Origin of the sequence: Aureimonas endophytica, from assembly GCF_014642635.1 — a bacterium.
Classification (GTDB): Bacteria; Pseudomonadota; Alphaproteobacteria; order Rhizobiales; family Rhizobiaceae; genus Plantimonas; species Plantimonas endophytica.
On sequence record NZ_BMIQ01000007.1, the window covers coordinates 214,011 to 240,823 of the forward strand.

At 69.0% G+C, this 26,813-nt stretch carries 25 protein-coding genes; 15 read left to right on the top strand and 10 right to left on the bottom strand.

Translation table 11 applies throughout. From position 1 onward, the window contains the following. Positions 1 to 307 precede the first annotated feature (307 nt). The 3 genes from IEY14_RS20260 to IEY14_RS20270 are packed head-to-tail and all read left to right on the top strand — an operon-like array spanning position 308 to position 2,899. The gene (locus tag IEY14_RS20260) at positions 308 to 949 is read left to right on the top strand and encodes a TadE/TadG family type IV pilus assembly protein (protein ID WP_188911706.1); all 642 of its coding nucleotides are present in this window, start codon (positions 308 to 310) and stop codon (positions 947 to 949) included. After that, positions 943 to 1,575, top strand: coding sequence for a TadE/TadG family type IV pilus assembly protein (locus IEY14_RS20265; RefSeq protein ID WP_188911708.1), 633 nt, complete (start codon positions 943 to 945; stop codon positions 1,573 to 1,575). Before IEY14_RS20260 ends, IEY14_RS20265 begins: the two co-directional genes overlap by 7 nt. Further along, positions 1,565 to 2,899 (top strand): pilus assembly protein TadG-related protein, encoded by a 1,335-nt coding sequence (locus IEY14_RS20270; RefSeq protein WP_244639606.1) that lies wholly within the window; start codon positions 1,565 to 1,567, stop codon positions 2,897 to 2,899. Before IEY14_RS20265 ends, IEY14_RS20270 begins: the two co-directional genes overlap by 11 nt. A gap of 3 nt (positions 2,900 to 2,902) precedes the next feature. On the opposite strand, the gene IEY14_RS20275 is transcribed toward IEY14_RS20270, so the two are convergent. Then, positions 2,903 to 3,796 (bottom strand): LysR family transcriptional regulator, encoded by an 894-nt coding sequence (locus tag IEY14_RS20275; protein WP_188911710.1) that lies wholly within the window; start codon positions 3,794 to 3,796, stop codon positions 2,903 to 2,905. A gap of 139 nt (positions 3,797 to 3,935) precedes the next feature. Here IEY14_RS20275 and IEY14_RS20280 point away from each other — a divergent pair, with 139 nt between their 5' ends. Together IEY14_RS20280 and IEY14_RS20285 are read left to right on the top strand one after the other, a co-directional pair. Beyond that, on the top strand, positions 3,936 to 4,880 hold the full coding sequence (locus IEY14_RS20280; protein WP_188911712.1) for a ring-cleaving dioxygenase: 945 nt from the start codon (positions 3,936 to 3,938) through the stop codon (positions 4,878 to 4,880). Between the two features lie 70 nt (positions 4,881 to 4,950). After that, a complete protein-coding gene (locus tag IEY14_RS20285; RefSeq protein ID WP_188911713.1) occupies positions 4,951 to 5,589 on the top strand; it encodes an alpha/beta hydrolase in 639 nt (212 codons plus the stop codon). On the opposite strand, the gene IEY14_RS20290 is transcribed toward IEY14_RS20285, so the two are convergent. After that, positions 5,579 to 6,712, bottom strand: coding sequence for an SMP-30/gluconolactonase/LRE family protein (locus tag IEY14_RS20290; protein ID WP_188911715.1), 1,134 nt, complete (start codon positions 6,710 to 6,712; stop codon positions 5,579 to 5,581). The two genes, IEY14_RS20285 and IEY14_RS20290, sit on opposite strands and share 11 nt — an antisense overlap. Before the next feature lie 208 nt (positions 6,713 to 6,920). On the opposite strand from IEY14_RS20290, the gene IEY14_RS20295 reads away from it, so the two are divergent. Further along, complete coding sequence (locus IEY14_RS20295; protein ID WP_188911717.1) at positions 6,921 to 8,510, top strand: adenylate/guanylate cyclase domain-containing protein; 1,590 nt, start codon at positions 6,921 to 6,923, stop codon at positions 8,508 to 8,510. Positions 8,511 to 8,512: 2 nt separating this feature from the next. Here the strand turns inward: IEY14_RS20295 and IEY14_RS20300 are convergent, their stop codons facing one another. After that, positions 8,513 to 10,009, bottom strand: coding sequence for an FGGY-family carbohydrate kinase (locus tag IEY14_RS20300; protein ID WP_188911719.1), 1,497 nt, complete (start codon positions 10,007 to 10,009; stop codon positions 8,513 to 8,515). A gap of 58 nt (positions 10,010 to 10,067) precedes the next feature. Further along, positions 10,068 to 11,054 (bottom strand): sugar-binding transcriptional regulator, encoded by a 987-nt coding sequence (locus tag IEY14_RS20305; protein ID WP_188911818.1) that lies wholly within the window; start codon positions 11,052 to 11,054, stop codon positions 10,068 to 10,070. Positions 11,055 to 11,159: 105 nt separating this feature from the next. Between IEY14_RS20305 and IEY14_RS20310 the strand changes: the two genes are divergently transcribed. The 8 genes from IEY14_RS20310 to IEY14_RS20345 all read left to right on the top strand — a co-directional run bounded on the left by IEY14_RS20310 (position 11,160) and on the right by IEY14_RS20345 (position 19,365). Continuing rightward, complete coding sequence (locus IEY14_RS20310) at positions 11,160 to 12,503, top strand: sn-glycerol-1-phosphate dehydrogenase (RefSeq protein ID WP_188911721.1); 1,344 nt, start codon at positions 11,160 to 11,162, stop codon at positions 12,501 to 12,503. Beyond that, the gene (locus tag IEY14_RS20315; protein WP_188911723.1) at positions 12,503 to 13,306 is read left to right on the top strand and encodes an HAD-IIB family hydrolase; all 804 of its coding nucleotides are present in this window, start codon (positions 12,503 to 12,505) and stop codon (positions 13,304 to 13,306) included. Before IEY14_RS20310 ends, IEY14_RS20315 begins: the two co-directional genes overlap by 1 nt. After that, a complete protein-coding gene (locus IEY14_RS20320) occupies positions 13,306 to 13,977 on the top strand; it encodes a class II aldolase/adducin family protein (RefSeq protein WP_188911725.1) in 672 nt (223 codons plus the stop codon). The genes IEY14_RS20315 and IEY14_RS20320 overlap by 1 nt, the downstream gene beginning before the upstream one ends. A 174-nt stretch (positions 13,978 to 14,151) precedes the next feature. Next, positions 14,152 to 14,994: a carbohydrate ABC transporter permease gene (locus IEY14_RS20325; RefSeq protein WP_244639607.1), complete on the top strand. Its 843-nt coding sequence runs from the start codon at positions 14,152 to 14,154 to the stop codon at positions 14,992 to 14,994. A gap of 1 nt (position 14,995) precedes the next feature. After that, the gene (locus IEY14_RS20330) at positions 14,996 to 15,859 is read left to right on the top strand and encodes a carbohydrate ABC transporter permease (RefSeq protein ID WP_188911729.1); all 864 of its coding nucleotides are present in this window, start codon (positions 14,996 to 14,998) and stop codon (positions 15,857 to 15,859) included. A 95-nt stretch (positions 15,860 to 15,954) separates the two neighbouring features. After that, positions 15,955 to 17,466 (top strand): ABC transporter substrate-binding protein, encoded by a 1,512-nt coding sequence (locus IEY14_RS20335; protein ID WP_188911731.1) that lies wholly within the window; start codon positions 15,955 to 15,957, stop codon positions 17,464 to 17,466. A gap of 91 nt (positions 17,467 to 17,557) precedes the next feature. Further along, complete coding sequence (locus IEY14_RS20340; protein WP_188911733.1) at positions 17,558 to 18,283, top strand: SDR family oxidoreductase; 726 nt, start codon at positions 17,558 to 17,560, stop codon at positions 18,281 to 18,283. Positions 18,284 to 18,294: 11 nt separating this feature from the next. Continuing rightward, positions 18,295 to 19,365, top strand: coding sequence for an ABC transporter ATP-binding protein (locus IEY14_RS20345; RefSeq protein WP_188911736.1), 1,071 nt, complete (start codon positions 18,295 to 18,297; stop codon positions 19,363 to 19,365). Positions 19,366 to 19,458: 93 nt separating this feature from the next. Here IEY14_RS20345 and IEY14_RS20350 read toward each other — a convergent pair whose 3' ends face one another. Both IEY14_RS20350 and IEY14_RS26200 read right to left on the bottom strand, forming a co-directional pair. After that, a complete protein-coding gene (locus IEY14_RS20350) occupies positions 19,459 to 20,334 on the bottom strand; it encodes an SDR family oxidoreductase (RefSeq protein ID WP_188911820.1) in 876 nt (291 codons plus the stop codon). Between the two features lie 1,182 nt (positions 20,335 to 21,516). After that, positions 21,517 to 23,451 (bottom strand): methyl-accepting chemotaxis protein, encoded by a 1,935-nt coding sequence (locus tag IEY14_RS26200; protein WP_188911738.1) that lies wholly within the window; start codon positions 23,449 to 23,451, stop codon positions 21,517 to 21,519. 335 nt (positions 23,452 to 23,786) lie between these two features. Here IEY14_RS26200 and IEY14_RS20360 point away from each other — a divergent pair, with 335 nt between their 5' ends. Beyond that, positions 23,787 to 23,930, top strand: a complete 144-nt coding sequence (locus IEY14_RS20360; protein WP_188911740.1) for a DUF1127 domain-containing protein — start codon at positions 23,787 to 23,789, stop codon at positions 23,928 to 23,930. 149 nt (positions 23,931 to 24,079) lie between these two features. Here the strand turns inward: IEY14_RS20360 and mnhG are convergent, their stop codons facing one another. From mnhG to IEY14_RS20380, 4 genes are read right to left on the bottom strand one after another with little or no spacing between them, the layout of a single operon-like run. Next, positions 24,080 to 24,433, bottom strand: a complete 354-nt coding sequence (mnhG, locus tag IEY14_RS20365) for a monovalent cation/H(+) antiporter subunit G (RefSeq protein ID WP_188911741.1) — start codon at positions 24,431 to 24,433, stop codon at positions 24,080 to 24,082. Then, the gene (locus IEY14_RS20370) at positions 24,430 to 24,711 is read right to left on the bottom strand and encodes a K+/H+ antiporter subunit F (RefSeq protein WP_188911744.1); all 282 of its coding nucleotides are present in this window, start codon (positions 24,709 to 24,711) and stop codon (positions 24,430 to 24,432) included. Before IEY14_RS20370 ends, mnhG begins: the two co-directional genes overlap by 4 nt. Further along, positions 24,708 to 25,193 carry a Na+/H+ antiporter subunit E gene (locus tag IEY14_RS20375; protein ID WP_188911746.1) on the bottom strand — a complete coding sequence of 162 codons (486 nt, stop codon included), beginning with the start codon at positions 25,191 to 25,193 and terminating at the stop codon, positions 24,708 to 24,710. Before IEY14_RS20375 ends, IEY14_RS20370 begins: the two co-directional genes overlap by 4 nt. Further along, a complete protein-coding gene (locus IEY14_RS20380; RefSeq protein WP_188911749.1) occupies positions 25,190 to 26,812 on the bottom strand; it encodes a monovalent cation/H+ antiporter subunit D in 1,623 nt (540 codons plus the stop codon). The genes IEY14_RS20375 and IEY14_RS20380 overlap by 4 nt, the downstream gene beginning before the upstream one ends. Position 26,813: the final 1 nt, after the last annotated feature.

A 26,813-nucleotide genomic window follows, 5' to 3' on the forward strand; every position in this document is an offset into this window, starting at 1 on the left:
GCCATAAATAGATTCGCATCCGTCTTGGCGAGGGGATCGTCTTTTTCCGGCGTTCGGGATCGGGAACCCGTGGCGGCGATGGCGGAGAGGCCATGGGGGCGTGGGGTCGGATGGCGGAAGCCGCTCGGCTCGGCCGGCATCGTCGTTCTCCGGTCCTCCAGCGTCAGGTTGCTTTGTCGTTAGCCGGGAAAGCAAGCATTCCGTGTCCGAGACCGCATTGCGTCAAGCTTTAACGCTCTGCAAAACCCGTCCTTAATCACGGTGATGTAGACGGCTACTGATCGAGGTCTGTTCGAGCCGGGAAAGCGTGTTCACGCAGGCTTGCCTAAACACGGAGACCGCCCATGCCGCCGCGCGACCGGCGGAAGAGGCGAAAGGCGGGGGTCGCGCCGACAGGCGAGGGCGGACGGTCGGCGCCTTCGGCCGCGACCGGCGGGCGGCGACCGCGGTCGAGTTCGGCCTCGTCGCCATGCCCTTCTTCCTGCTCGTTCTGATGATCTTCCAGACGGCGCTCTTCCACTTCGCCCAGCAGTCGCTCGACCTCGCGACGCGCGAGGCGTCGCGTCTCGTCATGACCGGCAAGGTGCCGGCGACGCAGCAGAGCGCCGAAGCCTTCCGCAACCAGCTCATCTGCCCGAAACTGCTGTTCGGCCTCGAATGCGCCAATATCACCGCGCGCGCCTATAAGATCGGCCTGACCTCCGACGCGAGCGCCGGGACCGGAATCTACCAGTTCGTAGATGCTTCGGCGAAGGCCCTGCGCGCCCCGACCTCGGCGAGCTTCTGCATCGGGGCGGCGAGCGACTACGTCTTCCTCGACGTGTCCTATTCCTTCACGAGCGGCATCGCCGCCTTGTTCGGTCTCTTGGCGGCGAACGGGGTGAAGTCGCTGCGCTCGACCAGCCTCTTCCGCAACGAGCCCTTCTCGACCGGAGGCGCGACATGCTGAGGACGCTTTGCCGAGCTTTCCGCGACCGGCGCGCCGTCGCCGCGACAGAATTCGCCCTGGTCCTTCCGGTCCTCATCCTGCTCGTGGTCGGCCTGCCGGATCTCGGCGGCGCGATCCTGGCGGCGGGGCGCGCCACCAAGCTCGCCGAGACGATGGCGCAGCTCGTCTCGCAGAGCAAGATCACGCTCAGCGACACCGATCTCGACCAGATCCTCGGCGCCGCGCCGCTGGCGGACCCGGAAATCCTCACCTATGCGCGGGCGGCCGGCGTCTCGATCGAGAAGGCCGCCACGGTGATCGTCAGCAGCGTCGCCTTCAAGCCGACAAACGCGAACTGCCAGGCCAATTGCCAGTACAAGGCGAATGTCGTCTTCAGCCGGGCGTTGTCCGGCGCGGCCCGTCCTTGCGGCGCGCTGGTGCAGGGCGAGGACGGCTCGCTCTTCACGCTGCCCTCCAAGGTTTACAGCGCCAATTCCGTGGTCGTCGTCGACGTCGAGACCCATTTCAAGCCCTTCCTCGCCGATCTCCTGTTCGGCGAGATGTCCTTCAAGCGCTCCGCCTATTTCCGTCCCCGCTACGTCGCGCAGATCGACTCCACCCGGAACTGTCCCGGCTATGCATCCTAGCCCGCCCTCCCTTCCTCGCCGCCGACGGCTCGGCGCCTTCCTGCGCTCGCGCGAGGCCAATATCGGCATCACCCTCGGCCTCCTGATGATGCCGATGCTCGGGCTGATGGGCCTCGCGATCGATTTCGGCCAGGCCGCCATGCTGCGCAACCGGCTGCAGGTGGCGGCCGACGCGGCGGCGCTCGGCGTCATCGCGGAAAAGGCGCCGGCCTCGCTCGCCGCCCAGCAGATGACGAAGGACGGCGCGGTCGCGGTCGGAGAGACCGACGGGCGCCAGATCCTCGAGGCCAATCTCAGCGCCGCCGACCGGGCGGCCCTGGCCGATGTCTCCATCAAGGTGGAGAAGGCCGGCAACAGGCTGTCCTCCAAGGTCAGCTTCGCCGCGAGTTCGCGCAGTTCGCTGCTCGGCCTTTTCGGTCACGACGCCAGTCCCGTCGCCGGCAGCGCGACGGGTGAGCATCTTCTGGCGCAATATGTCGAATACTACATCCTCATCGACAACACGCCTTCGATGGGCCTTGCCGCGACGACGGCCGACATCGCCATTCTCCAGAGCAAGAACGATGGCTGCGCCTTCGCCTGCCATATTTCCGGCAACACGAAGGATGCCTATGCCACCGCCCGCGCGAATGGTGTGAAGCTGCGCATCGATACCGTCCGCACCGCCGTCCAGAAGCTCACGCAGACCGCCACGACCTCCACCGAAACGCCCGATCAGTTCAAGATGGGTGTCTATACCTTCGGCTACCGGGCCGAGGACGTGGTGGCCGCCAACGGCTTCACCACGATCACGGCGCCGACGTCGGATCTCGCCAAGGTGCGGTCCGACGCCGAGTCGGTCGATCTGATGACCATTCCGCGTGCGAATTTCTACGGCGACCAGACCACCGATTTCGTGACGACGCTCAAGGCGATGAACGGCCAGCTGGATCTCGCGGGCGACGGTTCGACGGGCAAGACGGCGCAGAAGGTGCTCTTCCTCGTGTCCGACGGCGTGAACGACAGCTTCGTGCCCTCCACGGGCTGCACGAAGAAGCTGACCGGTACCCGCTGCCAGGCCCCGATCGATGTCGCCCAGTCGGTCTGCAAGGACATCAAGGCCAAGGGGGTGAAGATCGCGGCTCTATATACGACCTATCTACCGCTGACGACCAACGATTGGTATAATACCTGGATCAGACCCTTCCAGGCCGAGATCGGCTCGAAGATGGAAGCCTGCGCCTCTCCCGGCCTCTATTACGAGGTGAGCCCCAGCGAGGGCATCGACGACGCGATGAAGGCCCTCTTCCAGAAGTCGCTGCGCAGCGTGCAGCTCGCCTCCTGAGCGTCAGCCGCCGCGCGGCTCCATCCCTTCGATGAGGCCGCGCCGCTCGGCGACGGCGCGGCCGAGAAAGTCGAGAAGGGCGCGGATGCGCGCGGCGCGGCGCAGGTCCGCATGGGTGAGGAGCCAGAGATCGGTGGAAAAATCCGGCTCCGGCGCGCCGAGCCTTGCGAGCCCCGGCCGCGCGTCGCCGATGAAGCAGGGCAGGTAGCCGATGCCGAGCCCGGCCTCCACCGCCTCGGCGAGGCCGAGCACCGAATTGACGCGGTAGCCGAGCCGGTCCGGCGGCACGCGGGCGATGACGGCACGCACCACCTTCATCGCTCCCAGTGTCTCGCCGAGCGTCACCCAGGCCGCGTTCTCGGGCTCGGCGCCCGGCGGGCCGTAGAGGGCCCAGGCGATGCGCGCCGCCTTGCGTCCGACCAGCGTGTCCGGCGGCCGGTCGGTAGCGCGGATCGCGACATCCGCGTCGCGCTTCGAGAGATTCAGCGACGGATTGCCGATCACGATATCGAGGCGGATGCGCGGACAGGCGGCGCGGAACGCCGCGAAGATCGGCGTCAGGAGATGGATCAGCAGCGAGTCGTTGGTGGTGACGCGCACCTCTCCCTCCGGCTCGGGCTCGCGCCCGGCGAGGCGCAGCGCCACGGCATCGACATCCGCGCCGATCCGCAGCGCCAGCGCCGCGATCTCCTCGCCGGCCTGCGTCGGCATCAGCTTCGCCCGGTCGCGCTCGAAGAGCTCCGCGCCGAGGAGATCCTCGATCTGGCGCAGGCGCCGGAAGACCGTCGAATGGTTGACGCCGAGCATCGCCGCCGCCGCCGGCAGGGTTCCCGTCTCGGCGACCGCGCGGATCAGGCGGAAATCGTCCCAGGCGAGGCGATCGAGAACGGGACCCATGCGCGGCCTTCCGAACGGCCTTCCGGCCTCTTGCAATGATGCCATTGCATCTATGCAATGACTTGACCCCTGACGTCCATGAAGCATTGCGCCTATCTTGGCTCACGAACGACGGACGTTCCGCTTCGAGGAGCAAGTCATGCGTCACCATGGCATTCATCACGTCACCGCCATCGCCGGCCCCGCCGCGCGCAATCTCGATTTCCACACGCGGGTGCTCGGCCTCCGGCTGGTGAAGAAGACCGTCAATTTCGACGATCCCGGCACCTATCATCTCTATTACGGCGACGAGACCGGCGCCCCGGGCACGATCCTCACCTTCTTTCCCTGGGCGCAGACCGCGCCTGGCCGGCTCGGGGTCGGCGAGACGCAGGAGACCGTGTTCCGCGTGCCGGAAGGCTCGATCGGCTATTGGACGCACCGCTTCCTGGAAAAGGGCGTGGCGCACGAGGCGATCGTGAAGCGCTTCGGCGAGACGGTCCTGTCCTTCAAGGACCCGGACGGCACGCGCCTCGCGCTGGTCGCGGTGCCGGGCGCCGCCGAGGAGCCCGCCTGGAGCGACGGGACGGTGCCGGCGGAGCATGCGATCCGCGGCTTCCATTCGGTCAGCCTGCTCCTGGAGGAGGCCGGGCCGACGGGCGGCGTCCTGACCGATGTCTTGGGCTTCCGCGAGATCGGGACGGAGGGCTCGACCACCCGCTTCGCCGTGGAGGGCGCGGCGGTCGGCGGCATCGTCGACATCCGCGCGGTCGGCGGCTTCCTGCGGCCGCGCCCCGGCGCCGGCTCGGTGCATCACGTCGCCTTCCGCGCGGCGGACGATGCGGAGGAGGCGGCCATGGTCGAGCGGCTGCGCGCCAATCACGGGCTCGCCACCACCGAGCAGAAGGACCGCAACTATTTCCGTTCGGTCTATTTCCGCGAGCCGGGCCATGTCCTGTTCGAGATCGCGACGGACGTTCCGGGCTTCGCCGCCGACGAGCCGGCGGCCGAACTCGGCCGCAGTCTGAAGCTGCCGGGCTTCCTGGAGGCGCATCGGCGGGAGATCGAGGCCGCGCTGCCGGACCTCGGCGCCACGGCGGCCTGAACGAAGACGCAAAGGGGCGGCGGCCTTCGCCGCCCCGGCAATTTCTCCCATTCCTTCAGGATCGAATCCCATGACCGAGCTGTCGCATCGCCATCGCTTCGAGCCCGCGACGGAAGCGGGCCGGGTTCCGCTTCTCCTTCTCCATGGCACCGGCGGCGACGAGACGGATCTCCTGCCGCTGGGTGCGTTGCTCGCGCCCGGCGCCGCGCTCCTCTCGCCGCGCGGCGAGGTGCTGGAGAACGGCATGCCGCGCTTCTTCCGGCGCCTGGCGGAAGGCGTCTTCGACGAGGCGGATGTGCGGCTCCGCGCGGATCGGCTGGCCGCCTTCGTCGGCTCGGCGCGGGAGGCCTATGGCCTGGCCGCGCCGATGGCGGTCGGCTTTTCCAACGGCGCCAATATCGCCGCCGCGCTGCTGCTGCGCCATCCCGGCGTCCTGGCCGGCGCCGTGCTGATCCGCGCCATGGTGCCGCTCGCCGAGCCGGGGGCGGCGGGTTTCGCCGGCACGCCGGTGCTGCTGCTGTCCGGCGCGTCGGACCCGATCGTGCCGGCGGAGAACGCGGAGCGCCTCACCGCCCTGCTGCAAGCGGCAGGCGCGGCGGTGGAGCATCGTGTCCTTCCCGCCGGGCACGGGCTCGGCCAGATGGACATCGCCCTCGCGCGCGACTTCCTGGCGCGCGAGGGCAGGGCGCCGGCTTTGGCTACTGCTTGATCCGCCAGAGTTCCGTCGGCAGGCTGGCCGGCGCGTCCGGCTTGAAGAAGGCGGAATCCTGAATATGCGAGCTGGTCACGTAGATCGTGCCGTCCGGCCCCTCGCCGAACGTGTCCGGCCAGCGCAGCCGCTCGTCCTTCACGAGGAGGCGCGGCTTGCCCTCCGGCCCTTCGCCGAGATCGCGGATCTTCACCGCGTTCTCCTCCGGGGCGCTCACATACATGTGCCCGCTCTGCCGGCCGATGATCAGTCCGTCGGCCGGCCCGTTCACGCCGAAGCGCTGGACGAGGTCGGCCGCGTCGCGACCCGCCGCCGCCCGCTCGGCGAGCTCCTTCGCCGGGACGCGATAGAGTGTGTTGCCCTTGATCGCCTGCCAGTAGAGGAACTCCCCGTCCTTGGAGAGGGCGATGCCGTCGGCCGAGAATTCGACGCCGCGCCCGTCCGGACGGCGCAGCACCTTGCCGTCCGCCTTCACCTGCACGCCCTTCTCGACCTGGGTCGAGGGATCGCCGTCGAGCACGCGCCGCGCGCTGCCCTTGTCGAGATCGACGACGAGGATCGCCCCCTTGGCGCCGGAATCGGTGATGAAGGCGTGCCGGCCGTCCGGCGAGAAGCGCACGTCGTTGAGATAGGAACCCTGCGGCGCCGCCAGCTCGTCGAAGGCGATCGTCTTCGCGACCGCGTTCGTCTTGAGGTCGATCTTCACCAGCTTCGGCCCGCCGGGCACGACATAGCCCTGGGCCGGGGCGGCCGGATCGAGCACCCAGAGGCTGCCGCGCCCGTCGGCGACGACGCTCTGGACGCAGACGAAATGCTGCTGCGGCGTCATCTCGTCCTTCTTCGCGTTGCGCCAGGCGTTCCAGTCGTTGTCGGGATAGGGCTTCAGCGCGCCATCCTTGCCGAGTTCGGCGACCGAGACCGGCGAATCCTCCGTCCAGCGGGGGAAGTTGACGAAGATGCGCCCATCCTCGGCGACGGTCACGCCGGTGACCTGATGCGGAAAGTCGGCGACCTTCTCGATCGTGGCGGAGCTTGCGGCCTTCTCCTGCGCGAGGGCCGCCGCGCCGGGCGCCATCATGGCGCTCGCCGCCAGGCAGGCCATCGCTATCGTCTTGAGGCTCATCGGATTCTGCTCCCTTGAAGAGGGCAGGCAAGTAGGGCGGGGCCGCCCGCCGCCATCGGAGGCAGGGGTGATTTCCTTGGCTGCGCGCCGAAAGCGCCGGGGCGCCGGCCGATCGGCCTTGAGGGTGCGCCGTCGCGGGATTAACACTTCTTGGCGGCGAGACCGATTCCTCGGCTCGGCCGGGAGGCGCCGGAAACGGCGAAGGGCGATGGCGAAGACGGGCGTGCGCCGGGACAAGGGGCAGCGGGCTCTCGGGCCGTTGCTGGCGGCGGCGGTGGTCGTCGGCCTGCTCGGCCTGCCGATCGCCGCTTGGCTGGACCTGCGCCAACTGTCGGAACGGGTGCTGCGCGGCCAGGCGGAGGAAGTCGGCCGCGTGATCAACGACATGCGCGCCTTCTACGCGAGCGACGTCGTCGGCCGCGTCCTCCAGTCCGACGGCGACAATACCGTGGTCGTGCATAATTACCGCGACATCGCCGGCGCCATCCCCATCCCGGCGACCCTGTCGATCGAGCTCGGCAAGCGGATCAGCGCCGACAACGGCTCGGTGAAGTACCAGTTCCTGTCCGATCTGCCCTTCCGGGGGCGCGAGCACCGGCCGCTCGATCCGTTCGAGACGGCGGCGCTCCGGACCTTGCGGGCGGACCCGAAGCGCTCGATCGTCGAGGTGACGGGCTCGCTCTTCGACCGGCAGGTGCGCACCGCTGCCCCTGTGATCATGGGCCAGGTCTGCGTCGACTGCCACAACACCCATCCCGACAGCCCGAAGACCGACTGGAAGGTCGGCGACGTGCGCGGCCTCCAGGAGATCTCGATCGATCAGCCGATCGCCGCCAATGTCCTCTCCTTCAAGTTCCTGCTCGCCTATTTCGTCGCCGCCTTCGCGGCGGGCGTCCTCGTCATCGCCCTCCAGCGGCGGCAGGCGGCGCTGATCCGCGGCATGAACCGCGAGCTCGGCGAGACCAACGAGTTCCTGGCGGCGATCTCGATGAAGATCGCGAAATATCTCTCGCCGCAGATCTACAAGAGCATCTTCAGCGGCCAGCGCGACGTCGCGATCGCGACGGAGCGCAAGAAGCTCACGATCTTCTTCTCCGACATCAAGGATTTCACCGCGATCGCGGAACGGCTCCAGCCGGAGGACCTGACGGCGCTCCTCAACGAATATTTCACCGAGATGTCGGGGATCGCGCTGAAACACGGCGCGACCGTCGACAAGTTCATCGGCGACGCGATCCTCGCCTTCTTCGGCGATCCCGAGACGAAGGGCATCGAGGAGGATGCGAGGGCGTGCCTGCGCATGGCGGTGGAGATGCAGTACCGCCTCGCCCAGCTCGACGCCGAATGGCGCAAGCGCGGCATCGAACAGCCCTTCCGGGCACGGATGGGCATCAATACCGGCTATTGCAATGTCGGCAATTTCGGCAGCGAGGATCGGATGGACTATACGATCATCGGCGCCGAGGCCAATCTCGCCGCCCGGCTCCAGGCCATCGCCGAGCCCGGCGGCATCTGTCTCAGCTACGAGACCTATGCGCTGGTGCGCGACATGGTGCGGGCGAAGCCCCTCCAGCCGATCACCATGAAGGGCATCAGCCGCGAGGTCGTGCCCTATGCCGTGGACGGGCTGCTCGGCGATCTCGCCCAGCGCCCCCAGGTCGTCAGCGGCAATGCGCGCGGCCTCGACGTCTTCGTCGATCCGGAAGCCATGGACGATCAGGCGGTGGAGCGGGCGCGCAAGCTGCTCGCCGACGCTTTGGAGGCGTTGAAGGCGCGCGGCCGCCCCGCCGGCGCCTGAGATCAGGACGGCGCCGTGCGATAGGCCAGCGTGTTCTCGTAGACGCTGCCCTGGCGGGCGCATTGCCGGGCCCAGGCCTCGGCATGGTCGGGGCGCGGATCGACCCGGCCCTCGACCCGCGTCATCGCCCGCGCCGCCGCCCCGTGGGTCTCGTACCAGCCGGCGCCGACCGCCGCGACGATGCCGGCCCCGAGCGCCGAGGCCTCCACCGTCGTGCTCTTCTCGACGGTGAGACCCGTCGCGTCGGCGATCATGCCGAGCCAGAGCGTGCTGCGCGCGCCGCCGCCGATGATGCGCATCCGCTCCATGGCGAGCCCTTCGGCCGCCATGGCCGTGACGCCGCGCGCGATCTCGGCGGTGATCGCCTCCAGCGCCGCGCGGTAGAGATGGGCGCGGGTATGGCTGGAGGAGAGGCCGACCAGCGCCGCTCGCGCCGAAGGGTCCCAGTTCGGATTCATGACGCCGAGGATGTGCGGCGTCATGGTGAGGCCTTCGGCGCCGATCGGCAGCGCGGCGGCCTCGCGCTCCAGCCGGTCGAAGACGGCCGGGTCCTCGCGCCCGCCGGCGAAGGTGTCGACCACCCAGTTGACGAAGAAGGCGCCGGCCTTCTGGATCGCCTCCAGGAAATAGCCCTCGCCGGTCGGGCCGGTCATGGTGCGCCAATGGCGCCCGACGAGCGGCTCCGGCGAATAGACCCCCGTGATCGTCGCGGTGCCGAGATTAACGAAGACGGTGCCCGGCTCGAAGGCATTGGTGCCGAGCCCGGCGCATTGCCCGTCGCCGCCGCCGGCGAAGACGGGAATGCCGGCGGGCAGGCCCGTCGCCTCGGCCGCCTCGGGCGTGATCGTGCCGACTTTGGTGCCGGGGCGCACCAGTTCGGGAAGCTTGCCGCGCGGCAGGCCGACCGCTTCGAGGATCGGGTCCGACCAGTCCATGCGATGGATGTCGAAGATGCCGAAGGGATCGGCGCTCGACCAGGTGGCGGCGGAGCGGCCGGTGAGGCGCCCCGTGAGGAAGGCGTGGACATCGACGATCCGCGCCGCGCCGTCGAGCACCTCCGGCTGGTGGCGACGCAGCCAGTCCAGCCGATAGGCGACGGGGATGAGATCGATCGGCTTGCCGGTGGTCCGCGCCAGCCAGTCGCGGCCGAGCCGGTCGGCGAAGCTCTCGTAGGTGCCCATCGCCCGCTCGTCCAGCCAGACGATGGCGGGATGCGTCGCGGCGCCCGCCTCGTCCAGGAAGGCGACGGTCTCGCGCTGGTTGGAGATGGCGACGGCCTCGATCCGGCCGGGATCGCTGGCCGCCGTCGCCTGGCGCAGGGCCGCGAGATTGGCGCGCCACCAGTCTTCCGGGTCCTGTTCGGCGCGGCCGGGCTGCGGGCTCGCCAGCGCGATCGGCGCGCGGCCTTCCGCGATGGTGCGGCCGGCGCGATCGAAGACCACGGCCTTGGCGCTTTGCGTCGACGAATCGACGCCGACGACGGTGCCGTCCTCGCCCATCTCTTCCTCCCTTCGTGTCCCGCCCGGCGGCCTCCCCGCCACCGGGCGACTCCTCTTCTCAGCTTCCGCTCAGCAGCCGCTCCGCCGTGTCGGAATCCGTGACGAAATGTGTGGCGAGGCCGCCGACGAGCGCCCCGCGAATGGCCTCGGTCTTCAACGGACCCCCGGCGAGGCAGAGCCGCACCGGCACGGCCTTCAGCTCCTCCACCGAGATGCCGACGATGCCGTCGTCGATCGGGCTCGGCACCGGCCGGCCGGCGGCGTCGATCAGCCGGCCGATGACGACGCCCTTGGCGCGGCCCTCGGCGACGATCCGGCCGAGATCCTCCTCCGTCAGCATGCCGCTGCGATGGAAGGTGCTGGTCGGGCCGATATCGCCGACGCCGAAGACGATCTTGGTGGCCGAATTGATCAGGGCGAACTGGCGCTGCAGCGCCGGCTCGGCGAGCAGCCGGTCGCGCAGGTCGCGGCTCGACAGGACGGCCGGCGCATGGAGATTGACGCAGCGCGCGCCGAGCTGGTTGGCGAGGAGCGTCGTGCAGAGCTCGGGGGCGAAATCGTCGGTCGATGCGGAGGAGCCGGAGACCTGCGCCACCGTCAGGCGCTCGATCCCGGCCGGCTCGGCGGCGCGGGCGAGGGCGAGGATCGTCCGACCCCAGGCGACGCCCACCGTGTCGCCTTCCTCCAGGAGCGCGGCCAGCACCTTGGCGCCCGCGACGCCGATGCGCGTATCGACCCGCCGCCCTTCGAGCGCCGGCACCACCGTCGCCTCGGCGAGGCCGAAGCGCTCGGCGAGCGCCTTGGCCGCCGCCGTGCGCGACACGGCGCCGGGATCGAGGCGGATCGTCACGATGCCGGCGCGCCGCGCCTCCTGGAGATAGTTCGCGACGCTGGCGCGCGAAACGCCGAGCCTCAGCGCGATCTCGGCCTGCGTCATCTCGTCGACGTAGTAGAGCCAGGCCGCCCAGGCGACGAGATCGCCGAATTGCGGCGGCGGCGTCGCGGGCAGGCGGGACGGCTTGGACAGGAGGCGCGCGTCGCTCATCGGCAGCGAGAATGCCAGCCGCCTGACACTTGTCAATCGCTCCTATCATTTGTTTTGACAGATGCCAGAACCGGGTGTCATATGCCGGACGGATCGGGAGGAACGATGCCGACTATCGAGGCGGGGCGCGGCGCGCCGGCGGGTGGCTGGACCGCGCTGATCGACGACATCATCGACGGGCGCTGGACCCATCCGGAGACCGGCCGGCCGGCCGAGGTCGATTACGACAAGGTGGTGATCGCCCCTTCGCTCGCCGGGCGCGAGGCGGAACTCGTCGCCGCGATGGGTCTCGGAGACCGCATCGCGCTCGTCGCCGATGCCGCGACCTACGAGGCGATGGGGCGGCGGATCGAGATGGCGATGGCGAAGGCCGCGCCGCAGGTGATCGTCCTCGACCATCCCCATGCCGACATGGCGCATGTGGCTCTCCTGAAGGCGAAGCTGGCCGGGGCCTCCGGCGCCGTCGCGGTCGGCTCGGGCACGGTGAACGACCTCGTGAAGGTGGCGATGGCCGAGGCCGGCAAGCCCTATTGCGTCTTCGGCACCGCCGGCTCGATGAACGGCTATACGTCCTCCACCGCCTCGATTACGCTGGATTCCGGCCTGAAGACGACGCTCGCCTCGCGCGCGCCGAAGGGCTTCTTCGCCGATCTGACGGTGATGGCCGAGGCGCCGGCCCATACGCGCGCCGCCGGCTTCGGCGACTGCCTCGCCCGTTCCGTCGCGCAGATCGACTGGTGGATGTCGCATCGCCTTCTCGGCACCGACTATCATCAGGTCGCCTACGACATCGAACTGCCGGACGAGGCGGAACTGAACGCGCGGGCCGCCGGCATCGCCGCCGGCGAGATCGAGGCCATGGGCTATCTCGTCCGCGTGCTGACCCTTTGCGGCCTCGGCATCGCCTTCACCAAGGTCTCGCATCACGGCTCGATGGGCGAGCACCAGATCTCGCATTACATCGACTGCTTCGCCGGCGAGCGCCATCCCGGCACCCTGCACGGCCAGCAGGTCGGCGTCGCTTCGCTGACCCTGGCGCGGCTCCAGCAGGACATCCTGTCCCGCGACACGCCGCCGACCGTCCGCCCGACGCGCATCGACGAAGCCGACATGGCGCGGCGGATGGGGCCGGAGATCGCCGCCCAGTGCCTCGCCGAATATCGCAAGAAGGCGCTGGACGAGGCGGGCGCGGCGAAGCTCAACGCGCGGCTGCGTGAGATCTGGCCGGAGCTCCGCCGGGAATGCCTCGCCTTCGCGCTGCCCGTCGCCGAGATGGAGCGCCTCCTGAAGGCGGCCGGCGGGGCGACGACGGCGGGCGAGCTCGGCCTGCCGGTCGAGTTCTATCGCGAGGCGATCGTCCATTGCCGGGAGATGCGCAACCGCTTCTCGATGCTCGACATCGCGGACGACGCCGGAACCTTGCGCGATTTCGCGGCGGGAGAGCGCTGATGCGGATCGTCACCGAAATGCCGGAGGCCGTGGCGGGCGCCGTGATCGGCGTCTTCACCGATATCGACGACACCTTGACCACCGAGGGCCGCCTGCCGGCCGCCGCCTATGCGGCGCTGGAGCGGCTCTACGATGCCGGCCTTTTCGTCGCGCCGATCACCGGCCGCCCGGCCGGCTGGTGCGACATGGTCGCGCGCTTCTGGCCGGTGACGGGCGTCGTCGGCGAGAACGGCGCCTTCTACTTCTCCTACGACGCCGAGACGCGGAAGATGCGCCGCGCCTTCTTCGCCGGCGATGCCGAGCGCGCGGCGAACCGCAAGCGCCTGGACGCGGTCGGCCGGCGCATTCTCGCCGAGGTGCCGGGCGCCGCCATCTCCGCCGACCAGCTCTATCGCGAGGCCGATCTCGCCATCGACTTCTGCGAGGATGTCGAGCCGCTGCCGCGCGAGGCGGTGCGCCGCATCAAGGCGATCTTCGAGGCGGAAGGCGCCGTCGCCAAGGTCTCCTCGATCCATGTGAACGGCTGGTTCGGCGATTACGACAAGCTGTCGATGACGCGGCGCTTCGCCGCCGAGGTGCTGGGCCTCGATCTCGACGCGGAAAAGGACCGCATCGTCTTCTGCGGCGACAGTCCGAACGACGCGCCGATGTTCGGCTTCTTCCCGAATGCCTGCGGCGTCGCCAATGTCCGCGACTTCGCCGGCGAGATGGAGGCGGAGCCGGCCTATGTCGCGCTCGCGCGGGGCGGAGAGGGCTTCGTCGAGATCGCCGAGCGCATCCTGTCGACGCAAGGGGAATGGTGATGGCGGATAAGGAACGGGCGCTCCGCCAGAAGATCATCGCGCTTTGCCTGGAGATGAACCGGATCGGCCTCAACCAGGGCACGTCCGGCAATATCTCGGCGCGCCATGGCGACCGCATGCTCCTGACCCCGAGCGCGACGCCCTACGAGACGCTGACGCCGGAGATGCTGGTCTCGATGCCGCTCGACGGCGACGGCACCGCCTGGGACGGGCCGCTGAAGCCCTCGACCGAATGGCGCTTCCATCGCGACATCCTGCGCGCCCGGCCGGATGCCGGCGCCGTGTTCCACGCCCATCCGATCTTTTCCACCGCGCTCGCCATCACGCGCCGGCCGATCCCCGCCTGTCACTACATGGTCGCCTGTTTCGGCGGCCACGACGTGCGCTGCTCGGGCTACGCGCGCTACGGCACGGAGGAGTTGTCGCGCGAGGCGCTGACGGCGCTGGAAGGGCGCACGGCCTGCCTGCTCGCCAATCACGGCATCATCACGCTCGGCGACACGCTGGACAAGGCGATGTGGCGGGCGGTCGAACTGGAAACGCTCGCCAAGCAATACACCTACGCGCTGCAGATCGAGGGCGGTCCGGTCATCCTGCCAAAGGAAGAGATCGACGGCGTCCTGAAGGGCTTTGCCAGCTACGGTCTTCAGACCCCGCCGAAGGCCGCTTGAACCTGCTTCTCGCGCGTCGAAGACTTGAACATGCATGACATGAAGGAATAGCGTTACTAGGCTTCAAGATGAAACATGCCCGGGAGGCCTGCCAGCAACGGCAGGGGGCGTGGTGGAGGAGTCAACTTGGCGTCGTCGACTATCGTTCGTCGAGCGATCATTTCCGATCATCCATTGCCGTGGCTCTTGCCGCTGATCGCGATTCTGCTCGTCTTCACGATATTTCCGCTTCTCTACAATATATGGTTGAGCTTCCACGAATTCGTGCCGCGCCGGCGCGCGGTGCAATATGTCGGTCTCGCCAATTGGAGCCAGCTCGTCTCCGATGCCCGCTTCTGGCAAGCGCTGACCGTCACCTTCACCTATTTCATCATCGCGCTGGCGATCGAGCTCGCCCTCGGCATGGCGATCGCGCTGCTACTCGATTCCGACGAGCCGGGCTTCGGCTTCCTGCGCGGGCTGCTGACGCTGACCCTCGTCATTCCGCCGGCCATCGTCGGGATGATGTATCTCCTGATGCAGGACCCGCAATTTGGCGTCATCTCCTACTTCCTCCAGATGATCGGCCTCCAGGATCCGACGAAGCCGATCCTCGCCACGTCCTCGACGGCGCTCGCCGGCGTCCTCCTCGCCGAGATCTGGCAATGGACGCCCTTCATGGTGCTGATCCTGCTCGCCGGGCTCCGGGCGCTGCCCTCCGAGCCCTACGAGGCGGCGCAGATCGACGGCGCCAGCGCCTTCCAGACCTTCCGCCGCCTGACGCTGCCGATGATGTCGAAGGTCATCGCCATCGCCGTCCTCATCCGCGGCATGGATCTGTTCCGGGCCTTCGACTACGTCTTCGTCATGACCTCCGGCGGGCCGGGCACCTCCACCTACACGCTCAGCCTCTATGCCTGGCAGCAGACCTTCTCCTTCGTGAAATGGGGCTATGGCGCGACCTTGTCGCTCGTCACGCTCGCCATGATCCTCATCCTCGCCAATCTCTTCATCCGCGTTGCGAAGGTGAGGTGGTGAGATGACCCATTCCAAGCCGGCGCGGACGCTCCGCATCCTCGGTGCCTGGCTTCTCGTCGGGCTGTTCTTCTTCCCGATCTATTTCTGGACTTCCGTCGCCTTCCGCGAGGGGCGGGACATCTTCGCCCGGCCGCCGCAGGTCTTCGAGTTCACGCCCACCTTCGACAATTTCCAGAAGGTCTTCGGTGTGACGATCACCGGCGCGGTCACGCCCGGCGGCGGCAATTTCTACATGGCGCCGCGCCTCTGGGATTCGATCGTGATCGCCGCCGGCTCGACGGCGCTCGCCCTTCTCATCGCCACGCTCGCCGCCTATGCCCTGTCGCGCATGCAGTTCCGGGGCCGGCATTCCTTCGTCGGCTGGGTGCTGTCGACGCGCATGATGCCGCCCGTCGCCGTCGCGATCCCGATGTTCTTCATCTACAAGACGCTCGGCCTCCTCGACACCTATCTCGGCATGATCCTCATTCATGCGCTGATGAACCTGCCCTTGGCGGTTCTCCTCATGAAGAGCTTCTTCGACGACATCCCGGCCGAGATCGACGAGAGCGCCATCGTCGACGGGGCGAGCCGCTTCATGATCTTCCGCCGCATCGTGCTGCCGATGGCGAAAGGCGGCATCGCGGCGACGGCCGTGCTCTGCTTCATCTTCTCCTGGACCGAATTCCTTTTCGCCCTGACCCTCACCCAGACCTCGATCAAGACGGTGCCGGTCGTCTCCACCACCTTCGTCACCTCGGTCGGCACCGCCTGGGGCAACATGGCGGCGCTGGGCGCCGCCGCGATCGTGCCCGCCTTCGTCTTTGTGATCGCGGTGCAGAAGCATCTCGTGCGCGGCCTCACCATGGGCTCGCTCAAGCAATAGGCGCGTCGCGGCTCTGGGAGGGGCCGCCGCGCGCCGCATGACCCGCCGGCATCCGCCGGCGGGCCGCAACCGTCGACATGGGAGGAGTGCTCGACATGAAAGACACGGATCGCAAGCGATATCTGGCTCAGATCACCGACCGCTACGTGCGGGGCGGGATGGACCGGCGCAGCTTCCTGCGCTCGGCCGCCAAGCTCGGGCTCGCCGCCGGCGCGGTCGGCATGGGCATGGGCTATAGCGGCCGCCGGCCCTTCTTCAGCCTCGCGCCCTCGGCCTATGCCGAAGGCTCGCTGGAGCCCTCGGCCGAGATGATGAAATGGCTGTCCGACGTCGGCAAGCCCTTCGCCGGCACGACGCTGAAGCTCGCGACGGAATCGACGCCGCCGTCCAACGCCATCGCCTCCAGCCTGAAGCCCTTCTTCGAGAAGGCGACGGGCATCAAGGTCGAGATCGAGGTCCTGCCGCTCGAACAGGTGCTGCAGAAGCTGACGCTCGACGTCGCCTCCTCGCTCGGCACCTACGATCTCTACTATATCGACCAGAGTTGGGCGGCGAGCTTCAGCCAGGACGTCTTCGATCCGCGCGAGCAGATCGCGGCGAAGAAGGACCTCGCCTATCCCGACTACAATATCGACGACTTCCTGCCCGCCCTCGTCGACGGCATCGCCCGCTACGAGGACCGGCTGGTCGGCGTGCCCTACGACATCCCGATCTTCATCACGCAATATCGCAAGGACGTCTATGACGAGCTGAAGCTCAAGGTCCCGACGACCATGGACGAGTTCTACCAGAACGCCAAGGCGATCACCGACGCCAAGGGGCCGGCGATGTACGGCACGTCCGGCCAGATGAAGTCCGGCCATTATTCCCTCGAATGCGACTGGACCTGCTGGCTCTGGGGCCATGGCGGCCAGATCTTCACCCCCGACAAGAAGTTCGCCGGCAACAACGAGGCCGGTCTCCAGGCGATGGAATACTGGTCGAAGCTGAAGGAGACCATGCCGCCCGGCGTGACGGGCTGGACCTGGGACGGCGAGGGCCAGTCGGTCAGCCAGGGCGTCGCCGCCTCGATGCTGTCCTGGGGCGAGTTCTTCCCCTTCTTCGACGATCCGAAGTCCGGCAAGATCTCCGGCCTGATGGAGGCCGCCGTGCCGCCGAAGGCGACGACCCTGATCACGCCCGACAAGACCGGCTTCGGCGAGATCCCGGGCGTCGGCCACCAGGGCGGCTCCTCGCTCGCCGTGTCGAAATATTCCAAGAGCCCGGACGCCGCCTGGGTCTTCATGCAATGGGCGACCTCGGCCGACACGCAGGCCCTGATCACCGTCCTCGGCGGCGGCACCGGCCCGACGCGCACCAGCGTCTACGACGATCCGCGCGTTCTCGCCAATGCCAGGGTCGGCGCCGGCACCACGCGCCATCTGCCGATCGTGCGCGAGACCATCGCCCAGTATATGGGCTCGGAACCGGACCTGCCGGAATGGGCGGAAATCTCCTCCGACACCATTCCCGTGGCGCTCGGCCGCTTCTTCGCGGGCGAGTTCAAGAGCGCCAAGGAATGCATGGACGAGATCGGGACGAAGGTCGACCAGATGCTGGCCGGCTGATCGCCCCACCCTGTCCTCGCGGCGCCGCCGGGCAAGGCGGCGCCGCTTCGCCCGTCCTTTCCCGACCCATTCGCAAGGATCGTCGCCGCCCATGGCCGACAAGCCTCTCATCGCGATCACCGGCGCGAGTTCCGGCATCGGCGAAGCCACTGCCAGGGCCTTCGCCGATGCGGGCTATCCGCTCCTTCTCATGGCGCGGCGCGTCGAGCGCATGGAGGCGCTGAACCTGCCGAACGCGGTGATCCGCGATGTCGACGTGCGCGACCGCGCCGCGATCGCCGAGGCCGTCGCGGCGGGCGAGGCGCGCTTCGGCCCGGTGGACCTGATGTTCGCCAATGCCGGCGTCGCCCATCTCGCCGACATCGCCCGCCAGCCGCCCGAGGAATGGGACGCGATGATCGACATCAACACCAAGGGCGTGATGAACACCGTCCACGCCGTGTTGAACGGCATGATCGCGCGGCGGCGCGGCACCCTGGTGATGATGAGCTCCATCGCCGGCCGGAAGGTCTATCCCGACCACACGGTCTATTGCGGCACGAAGTTCTTCGTCCATGCCGTCTCGGAATCCTTGCGCGAACATCTCTCGCAATACGATGTCCGGGTGCAGGTGATCTCGCCCGGCGTCATCGAGACCGAAGTCCTGTCCGGCGTGAAGGACGAGGCGACGCTCGCCGCCTATCGCGCCAACAAGGCGGCGATGGGGGGCGGCATTGGGGCGGAGCATGTCGCGAACCTGATCCTTGCCACCTACGAGATGCCGCAGAACGCGCTGGTGCAGGAGATCGTCCTCACCCCGACGCGCCAGCGATACTGAGCGGAGCGACGATGGCCACCGTCGAATACAAGGGGATCGGCAAGTCCTACGGGGCGGTCGAGATCATGCGCGACGTCTCGCTGACGATCGCGGACGGCGAGTTCGTCGTCCTGCTCGGACCGTCCGGCTGCGGCAAGACCACGCTTTTGCGCATGACGGCCGGGCTCGAGACCATCTCGGCCGGCGAGGTCGCGATCGGCGGGCGCCGGGTCAACGAGGTCCATCCGCGCGACCGCGACATCGCCATGGTCTTCCAGAACTACGCGCTCTATCCGACGATGAGGGTGCGCGAGAATATCGGCTTCAGCCTGGAGGTCGCCAAGCGGCCGAAGGCGGAGATCCGGCAAAAGGTCGAGGAGGCCGCCGCGATCCTCAACCTTACGCCCTATCTCGATCGCTACCCGAAGGAGCTTTCCGGCGGCCAGCGCCAGCGCGTCGCCATGGGCCGGGCCATGGTGCGCGATGCCGGCGTCTTCCTCTTCGACGAGCCCTTGTCCAATCTCGACGCCAAGCTCCGCTCGCATATGCGCGTCGAGATCCGCCAGTTGCACAACCGGCTCGGCGCGACGACGATCTACGTCACCCACGACCAGATCGAGGCGATGACCATGGCCGACAAGATCGTCCTGATGCAGGGCGGCCGCATCGTCCAGACCGGCTCGCCGGACGAGATCTACGAGCGGCCGAACTCGAAATATGTCGCCGACTTCATCGGCTCGCCCTCGATGAACTTCTTCGAAGGGGAGATCGCGGGCGGCGGCGGGGAGGGGACGGCCTTCCGCGCGCCGGGCGTCGCCGTGCCGCTGCCGGCGGGCCATGCCGCGCGGCCCGGCCAGAAGGCGATCCTCGGCGTGCGGCCGAACGATCTCACGGTCTCCGGCGACGGGCCGATCCGGGGGAGGGTCATCCTGTCGGAGACGACGGGCTCCGACGTGCAGCTCCATGTCGATGTCGACGGCCATGACGCGGTGGCCGTGGTGCCGCGCGCCGAGCGCCGCCGGCCGGGCGAGGCGGTCGGCCTCTCGGTCAGCCCGCGCGCCATTCACCTCTTCGAAGCGGAAACGGAGAGGCGGATCGGCTGAAAGCCGCCGGGCGTCGCGACCGGTTCTCGCGACGGCCGCGTGAGCCCAAGGGGAAGCGGGCGCCCTTCGCGGCGCCCGTCCGCGTTCCGGGCCTCAAGGCTGGCCGGTGCCGCCCGCCGCGCCATAGACCTGTCCATTGGCATAGCTCGCATCGGCGGCGGCGAGCTGGACATAGATCGAGCCGAGCTCGGCCGGCTGGCCGGGGCGGCCGAGCGGGGTCATGCCGCCGAACTTGACGAGATCCTCCTGCGTCGAGCCGCCGGCCACCTGGAGCGGGGTCCAGATCGGCCCCGGCGCCACCGCATTGACGCGGATGCCCTTCTTGCCGAGCTGCTTGGCCAGCGACTTGGTGAAGTTCATCATCGCCGCCTTGGTCATCGCATAGTCGACGAGATTGGCGGAGGGATCGTAGGCCTGTTCGGAGGCCGTCTGGATGATCGCCGCGCCGGGCTTCAGATGCGGCAGCGCCGCCTTGGTCAGCCAGAACATCGCGTAGATATTGGTCTTCATCGTCGCGTCGAAATCCTCGCTCGAAATCTCGAGAAGCGACTGGCGCTGCTGCTGGCGCGAGGCGTTGTTGACGAGGATGTCGAGGCCGCCGAGCTCCTCGACGGCCTTCGCCACCATCGCCACGCAATGGGCCTCGTCGCGGATGTCGCCGGGCAGCGCCACGGCCTTCCGGCCGGCCTTGCGGATCAGCTCGACCACTTCCTTCGCGTCCGGCTCCTCGTCCGGCAGATAGCTGATCGCGACATCGGCGCCCTCGCGGGCATAGGCGATGGCGGCGGCGCGCCCCATGCCGCTGTCGCCGCCGGTGATCAGCGCCTTGCGGCCCTGGAGCCGGCCCGAGCCCTTGTAGCTCTCCTCGCCATGGTCGGGGCGCGGCTGCATCTTGCCGGCAAGCCCGGGAAAGGGCTGCGACTGCTTCTCGAAGGGCGGCGCGGGATATTTGTCGCGCGGGTCGCTCATCGCGACGCCGCCCGCCGCCTTCCGTTCCTCAGCCCCGGCGCCGCCCGCCGTCGAGGCGACGAGAAGCCCGGCCCCGGCCACGCCGACGAGATCGCGACGGGTGAGGGAATGATTGTCCTGGGTCATGGGCCTGCCTTCGATGATGGGGATCGAGGAAGGCAGATAGGACCGCCATCCTGACCGGCGACGCCAAAAGCCTTAGCCGCCGACACCCTGCGGCAATCCCACGCGGCGTCTGGTTTGGGGAGAGGGGGGCGCAGCGGGGCCGTCGCCGGGCGCTCGGATCGGCCGCTTCTGCGGTGTCCGACGGGACGAAGCCGCGCCACCGCCTTCTTCTCCCCTGCGGGGAGAAGTGCCGGCAGGCGATGAGGGGTCGGCGCAGCCGAGCGGGTTTCGGAGAGTGTCCACCGCCGCAGACCCCTCACCCGGCCGCTTCGCGGCCACCCTCTCCCCGCTGGGGAGAGGAAGGGCGCTCTTCCGTCCACCGGCCTGGCGGCACCAATCGCTTCTCCGGTGCCGGGAAGGCGGAGGGCGTGACGCCTCCCCCTTCTCCCGAGTCGGGAGAAGGTCGCGGCAGCGGGATGAGGGAATGACGGGCGCTTCGCGATCCGCGTTGCCGTCGCAGGACCGTTTCGCCGCCGCCGCCCGGCGGCGGCGTCAGCGCCCCACGGCACCCTCACCCGCCTCGGGAGAGGGACGCGGTGGTGCCGTCGCGCCTCGCCTGCAACGGAAGCTTCTCCGGTGTCCGACGGGACGAAGCCGCCCCACCGCTTTCTTCTCCCCAGCGGGGAGAAGTGCCGGCAGGCGATGAGGGGTCGGCGCAGCCGAGCGGCTGTTTGCCAGTCTCCACCGCCGCATGCCCCTCACCCGGCCCTGCGGGCCACCCTCTCCCCGCTGGGGAGAGGAAGGGCGCTCTTCCGTCAACCGATTTCGCTGTACCAACCGCTTCTTCGGTGCCCGGAAGGCGAAGGGCGTGAAGCCTCCTCCTTCTCCCGAACCGGGAGAAGGTCGCGGCAGCGGGATGAGGGAATGACGGGCGCGGGCGTCTGCGTCCGGTGGGGGATGCCGACGTCAGAGCCCTACGTCTCCCTCACCCGCCTGCCGGCACCCTCTCCCGGCTCGGGAGAGGGGACGCGGCGGCATTGTCGGTGGGAGTTGGCTGCGTCGCGGCGGTGGTGTCGCTCAGAACTCTTCCCAGTCGTCCGCGCTCGCCGCCGCCTTCGGCGCCGCGCCGCCGTGGCCGGTGGTGCGCAGCTGGGCGACGGGGCGCGACGGGGCGGGGGCGGACGGACGGCGGCTCGGGGTGCGGTTCGCGGCGGCGGGTGCCGGTGCGCCGGCCTTCGTGCGGAAGCGCTCCGTCAGATGGGCGAGTTCCTGCGTTTCCGCCGACAGCGACTGCGCCGCCGCCGTCGTTTCCTCCACCATCGCCGCGTTCTGCTGCGTCACCTTGTCCATCTGGTCCGCCGCCGTCGCCACTTCCTTCAACGACACCGCCTGCTCGCGCGCGCCCCGCGCCATCTCGGTGATCACCCGCGCCACGCCGCCGACCTGCGTCACGATCTGTTCCAGACTCCGTCCCGAGGCCGAGACGAGCTCGACGCCCTCCTCCACCTGCGCCGAGGAGGTCGAGATCAGGCCCTTGATCTCCTTCGCCGCTTCCGCCGAGCGCTGGGCGAGACCCCGCACTTCCTGCGCCACCACCGCGAAGCCCTTGCCCGCCTCGCCAGCGCGCGCCGCTTCCACGCCCGCGTTCAAAGCCAGAAGGTTCGTCTGGAAGGCGATCTCGTCGATGACGCCGATGATCTTGCCGATCTCGGCCGAGGAGCGCTCGATCTCGCTCATCGCCTGAACCGCGCGACCGACGATCGCCCCGCCCTTTTCCGCCTCGCTCTGCGCCACCGAGGCCGCCGCCTTCGCGTCGTCCGCCGCCTGCGCCGTCTGGTCGACGCCCCGCATCACCTCCGACAAAGCCGCAACCGTCTCCTCCAGCGACGCCGCCTGCTGCTCCGTGCGCTGCGCCAAATCCGACGAGGCCACGTTGATCTGGTTCAGGCCGACGCGCATCGATCCGACCGAGCCGACGACCGAACCGATCACCTCCTCCAGCGCCGCGACCGACTGGTCGAAGGTCTGGCGGATCGGCTCGAATTCGGGGGCCATCGGCCCGGCGAGCCGGGTCGTCAGGTCGCCGGCGGCCAGGCGCCGGAAGCCGTCCTCGACGGCATGGACGAACGCCCGCAAATCCTCGGCGCGGGCCTGATCGATCGCCGACTGCCGCGCCTGCGCGTCGCGCTCGGCGAGGCCGCGCCGTTCGGCATCCTGCGCCTCCTCGCGGGCGCGGCGGCCGAGCATGTCCTGGAATTCGCCGACGGCCCGGGCGATGCCGCCGATCTCGTCGCTTCGCGCGGCGTCGCGCAGCACGACATCCGTCTCGCCTTTCGCCAGTCGCCGCATGTCGCCGGCCAGCGAATGCAGCGGTCGCAGCACGACGTGCCGCATCGAGACGGCCAGCACCAGGGCGAGGAGAGCGCCCGCCAGCGCCGTGCCGAGAAGCAGCCGCTGTCCGAGCGCCGCCCGCGCTTCGCTGGCATCGGCCGTCCGGCCGACGACGGCCTCGATCCGGTCGGAGGCCTTCGCCATGGCGCCTTCCAGCGCGGAGAATTTCTGGAGAAAGGCGCCGAGCCCGCCCGTCGCCGCCTGCGGATCCGTCGCGGCGAGCTCGACCAGACGGCGCGCCTCGCCGATATAGACGTCGAGCGGCGCGTCGAGTTCGGCGAGGACGGTCCGGGTTTCCGGATCGGCGGCGAGCCGCTTGTTCTCCGCGATGCTCTGGCGGAAGCTCGCCTCGTGCTCGGCCGCATCGGCGGCGATCGCCTTCGGGTCGGTCGCCCCCGCGCCGGCGCGGGACAGGAGCGCCGCCAGCACATCGGCCCGCAGCGCGTCATGCATCATGTCGGCCTGCATGTGATTGCGCAGGACGCTCGCCGACAGGCGGGTCTCGCCGAGGGCGCCGGTCAGGTCGACCGCCACCCAGAGCCCGACCGCCGCGCCGCCGCAGGCCACCAGCATCACGAGCGCGGCAAGGGCCATCAATTTCCGGCCGATCGACTTCAACATCGAATCCTCCGCGACAAAAGATGCCTATACTAGCGATATCGAAATTGACGCCGGATTAATGCTTTTGTCCCTCGGCGGAGCTATTCCGACGATCCATGCAACCAAAAGATGATATCGACCTTCCTCTACTGTCGCCGGACGGCGGGTAGAGCGTCGCCTCCCGCCGGCCCGACCCGGCCGCATGGCTGCCGCGCACCGGCGACATAGCGAAAAGGAGAGGGGCACCCATGCGGCGGCGCGCCTACCGGCGCTGCGGGCGGGCGCCTATCTTGGTCTTGTCGAAACGAGATCGAACCGAACCCGGCTCCGATCGACGGAACCCGAAGGACAAGACGATGGGCATCGCCCGCACGCTCCGCAACTGGAAGACCTACCGCAACACCGTGGACGAGCTGAACCGTCTCTCGCAGCGTGAACTGGCCGATCTCGGCCTGTCCCGCGCGGACATTCCGGCCGTCGCCCGCCGCGCGGTTCGCTGACTTCCGATTTCTCTTCCGCCAGGCCTGGCGTCTCCCCGCCGGCCTCGGCACTCGCCTGACGGTTCCTCCCGCCGCAGGCGTTCCGCAAGCGCCCGCCGGTCCTCCCCCGGCGGGCGCTTCGCGTTTCGGGCTTCCGGAGAGGGATGGGCCTAGCGGCCGTCGCCGGCCGGCGGCACGTCGCTCTCGCCCTCGGCCCGGTCGCGATAGAGGGCGGAGCGGGCGAGCAGCATCAGCGTCACCGGCGTCGTCAGCGTGACGAAGACGAAGAGCAGCACCTCGTGCACCACCGGCCGCGTCTGGAGCACGCTGAAGAAGATCAGGGAGGCGAGGGCCATCGCGATCGTGCCGAGGCTTGCGCCGAGCGTCGGGGCGTGGACGCGCTGATAGAAATTCTCGAAACGCAGGAGGCCGATCGCCCCGACCAGCGTGATGCCGGCGGCGAGCAGCACGAGGGCCGCGACGAGGAGGGCCGCCCAGACGGGCAGATCGACGGCCGCGCTCATTCGACCACCTCGCCGCGCATCAGGAACTTGGCGAGCGCCACGGTGCCGACGAAGCCGACGATGGCGATCACCAGGGCGGCGTCGAAATAGACGGCGCTGCCGGTGCGCATGCCGATGGTGAGAAGGATCAGCATGCTGGTGACGTAGAAGGCGTCGAGCCCGAGGATGCGGTCCTGGGCGCGCGGCCCGAAGACGATGCGATAGGCGCAGCAGGCGCAGGCCAGCGCCAGCATGATCTGCGCGAGGAGGATCGACCCGTCGAGAATGGCGGCGCTCATCGAAAGATCTCCTTGAGCCGGCTTTCGTAGTTCCGCACGATCCCGATCCAGGTCGCCTCATCGATCAGGTCGAGCACATGCATCAGCAGCTGCTTCCGGCTCCGGTCGTAATCGACCCAGACGCTGCCGGGCGTCGCGGTGAGGATGCAGGCGAGGGCGGCGAGCGCCTGCGGCTCCTCCAGTTCGAGCGGGATGGTGAGAAAGCCGGACTTGCGCTCCATCCGCGGCGTCAGCACCACCTTGGCGACCGCGATATTGGAGCGGACGATCTCCACCGCGACGAAGCCGGCGAGGCGGAGCACGGCCATGGGGTTGCCGGGGCGCCGGCCGGGCGTCGCCAGCCGCGACAGCATGAAGGAGGCGAAGAGGCCGAGGCCCGCGCCGAGGATCAGGCTGCCCGGCCGGACGCTCTGCGAAAGAAGCAGCCAGATGGCGAGGACGAAGCCCGACAGGAGCGGATAGGCGAGCCAGGTCCGCGTCACGGGCGCGCCTCCGAAACCGATGCGGCGGGCCGCATCACCGCGTCGATATAGGCGGCCGGCCGATGGGCGGCGTCGGCGGCGGCGCGCATATAGGCCATCACCGGCTCGCCGGCGATCGTCATCAGCACGCAGAGGCTGATGAGGCCCGTCACCGGCAGGAACTCGATCACCCGCACGCGCTGTACGCTCGCGCCCTCGTGCGGCGCCCAGAAGATGCGGATGCCGGTGCGCACCATGGCGAGCAGGGCGGCGAAGCCCGACGCGAGGAGCAGGCCGAGAAGCCCCCAGGCGGCGAGGCGCACCCTCTGGCCGGCCCCGAGCCCGGCCGGATCGAGCGCCGCCGTCATCATCGCGAACTTGGCGACGAAGCCGGACAGCGGCGGCAGGCCGGCGATCAGGATGGCGCAGGTGACGAAGCCGATGCCGAGCAGCGCGGTGACGGCGGGAATGGCGATGCCGACCTCCTCGCTCTCATGCGTCGCCTCGTTCTCCTCCTCGCCGAAGGCCTCGGCGGTGACGGCCAGCATGTCGGCGCCGGGCTCGCGACCGCGTTCCACGAGCTCGATCAGGAGGAAGAAGGCGCAGATCGCGAGGGAGGAGCTGACGAGATAGAAGAGCGCGCCCGCCGTGACGCCGGGCGTGGCGAGGCCGATCGCCGCGAGCAGCGTGCCGGAGGAGACGATGGTGCTGAAGCTCGCGATGCGGCCGAGCCCCTGCGAGGCGAGGACGCCGATCGCGCCGAAGCCGATCGTCGCGAGGCCGCCGGCGAGAAGCACGGCGCTGCCGAAGCCCGGCGCGCCGCCGCCCGGCCCGAAGAGCAGCAGGAAGAGGCGCAGGATCACGTAGATCGCCACCTTCGAGGTGATGACGAAGACCGCCGCGACCGGGGCGCTCGCCACCGAATAGGCCTGGGGCAGCCAGAAGCAGAGCGGCCACATGCCCGCCTTGATCAGGAAGGCGATGCCGAGCAGCGCCGCTCCGGCCTCCAGGAGCGTGCGGTCGCCCGGCGCGATCAGCGGCAGGCGCGTCGCGAGATCGGCCATGTTGAGTGTGCCGGTCACACCGTAGACGAGGCTGACGCCGAGGAGGAACAGCATCGAGGCGACGAGATTGATGGCGATGTAATGGAGGCCGGCGCGGATGCGGGCCGGCCCCGAGCCGTGGAGGAGAAGGCCGAAGGAGGCCGCCAGCATCACCTCGAAGAACACGAAGAGATTGAACAGGTCCCCCGTGAGGAAGGCGCCGTTCAGCCCCATCAGGAGCACCTGGAACAGCGTGTGGAAATGCGCGCCGGCGCCGTGCCAGCGGGCCAGCGAGAAGAGCAGCGTCGCGAGGCCGAGCAGGCTCGTCAGGAGCACCATCAGCGCCGAGAGCCGGTCCGCGACGAGCACGATGCCGAAGGGCGCCGGCCAGTCGCCCAGCCGGTAGACGCTGGTCGTGCCGCCGCCGGCATCGGCCTGGAGGAGCAGCGCCACCGCGACGGCGAGGAGGAGAAGCGTCGCGGCGACCGACAGGCCGGCCTTCAGCGCGCGGCGGCGCTCGTCGAAGAGCATGATGATCGCGGCGCCGGCAAGCGGCAGGAGCACCGGCAGGATCGGCAGATGGGCGGCGATGGGCATC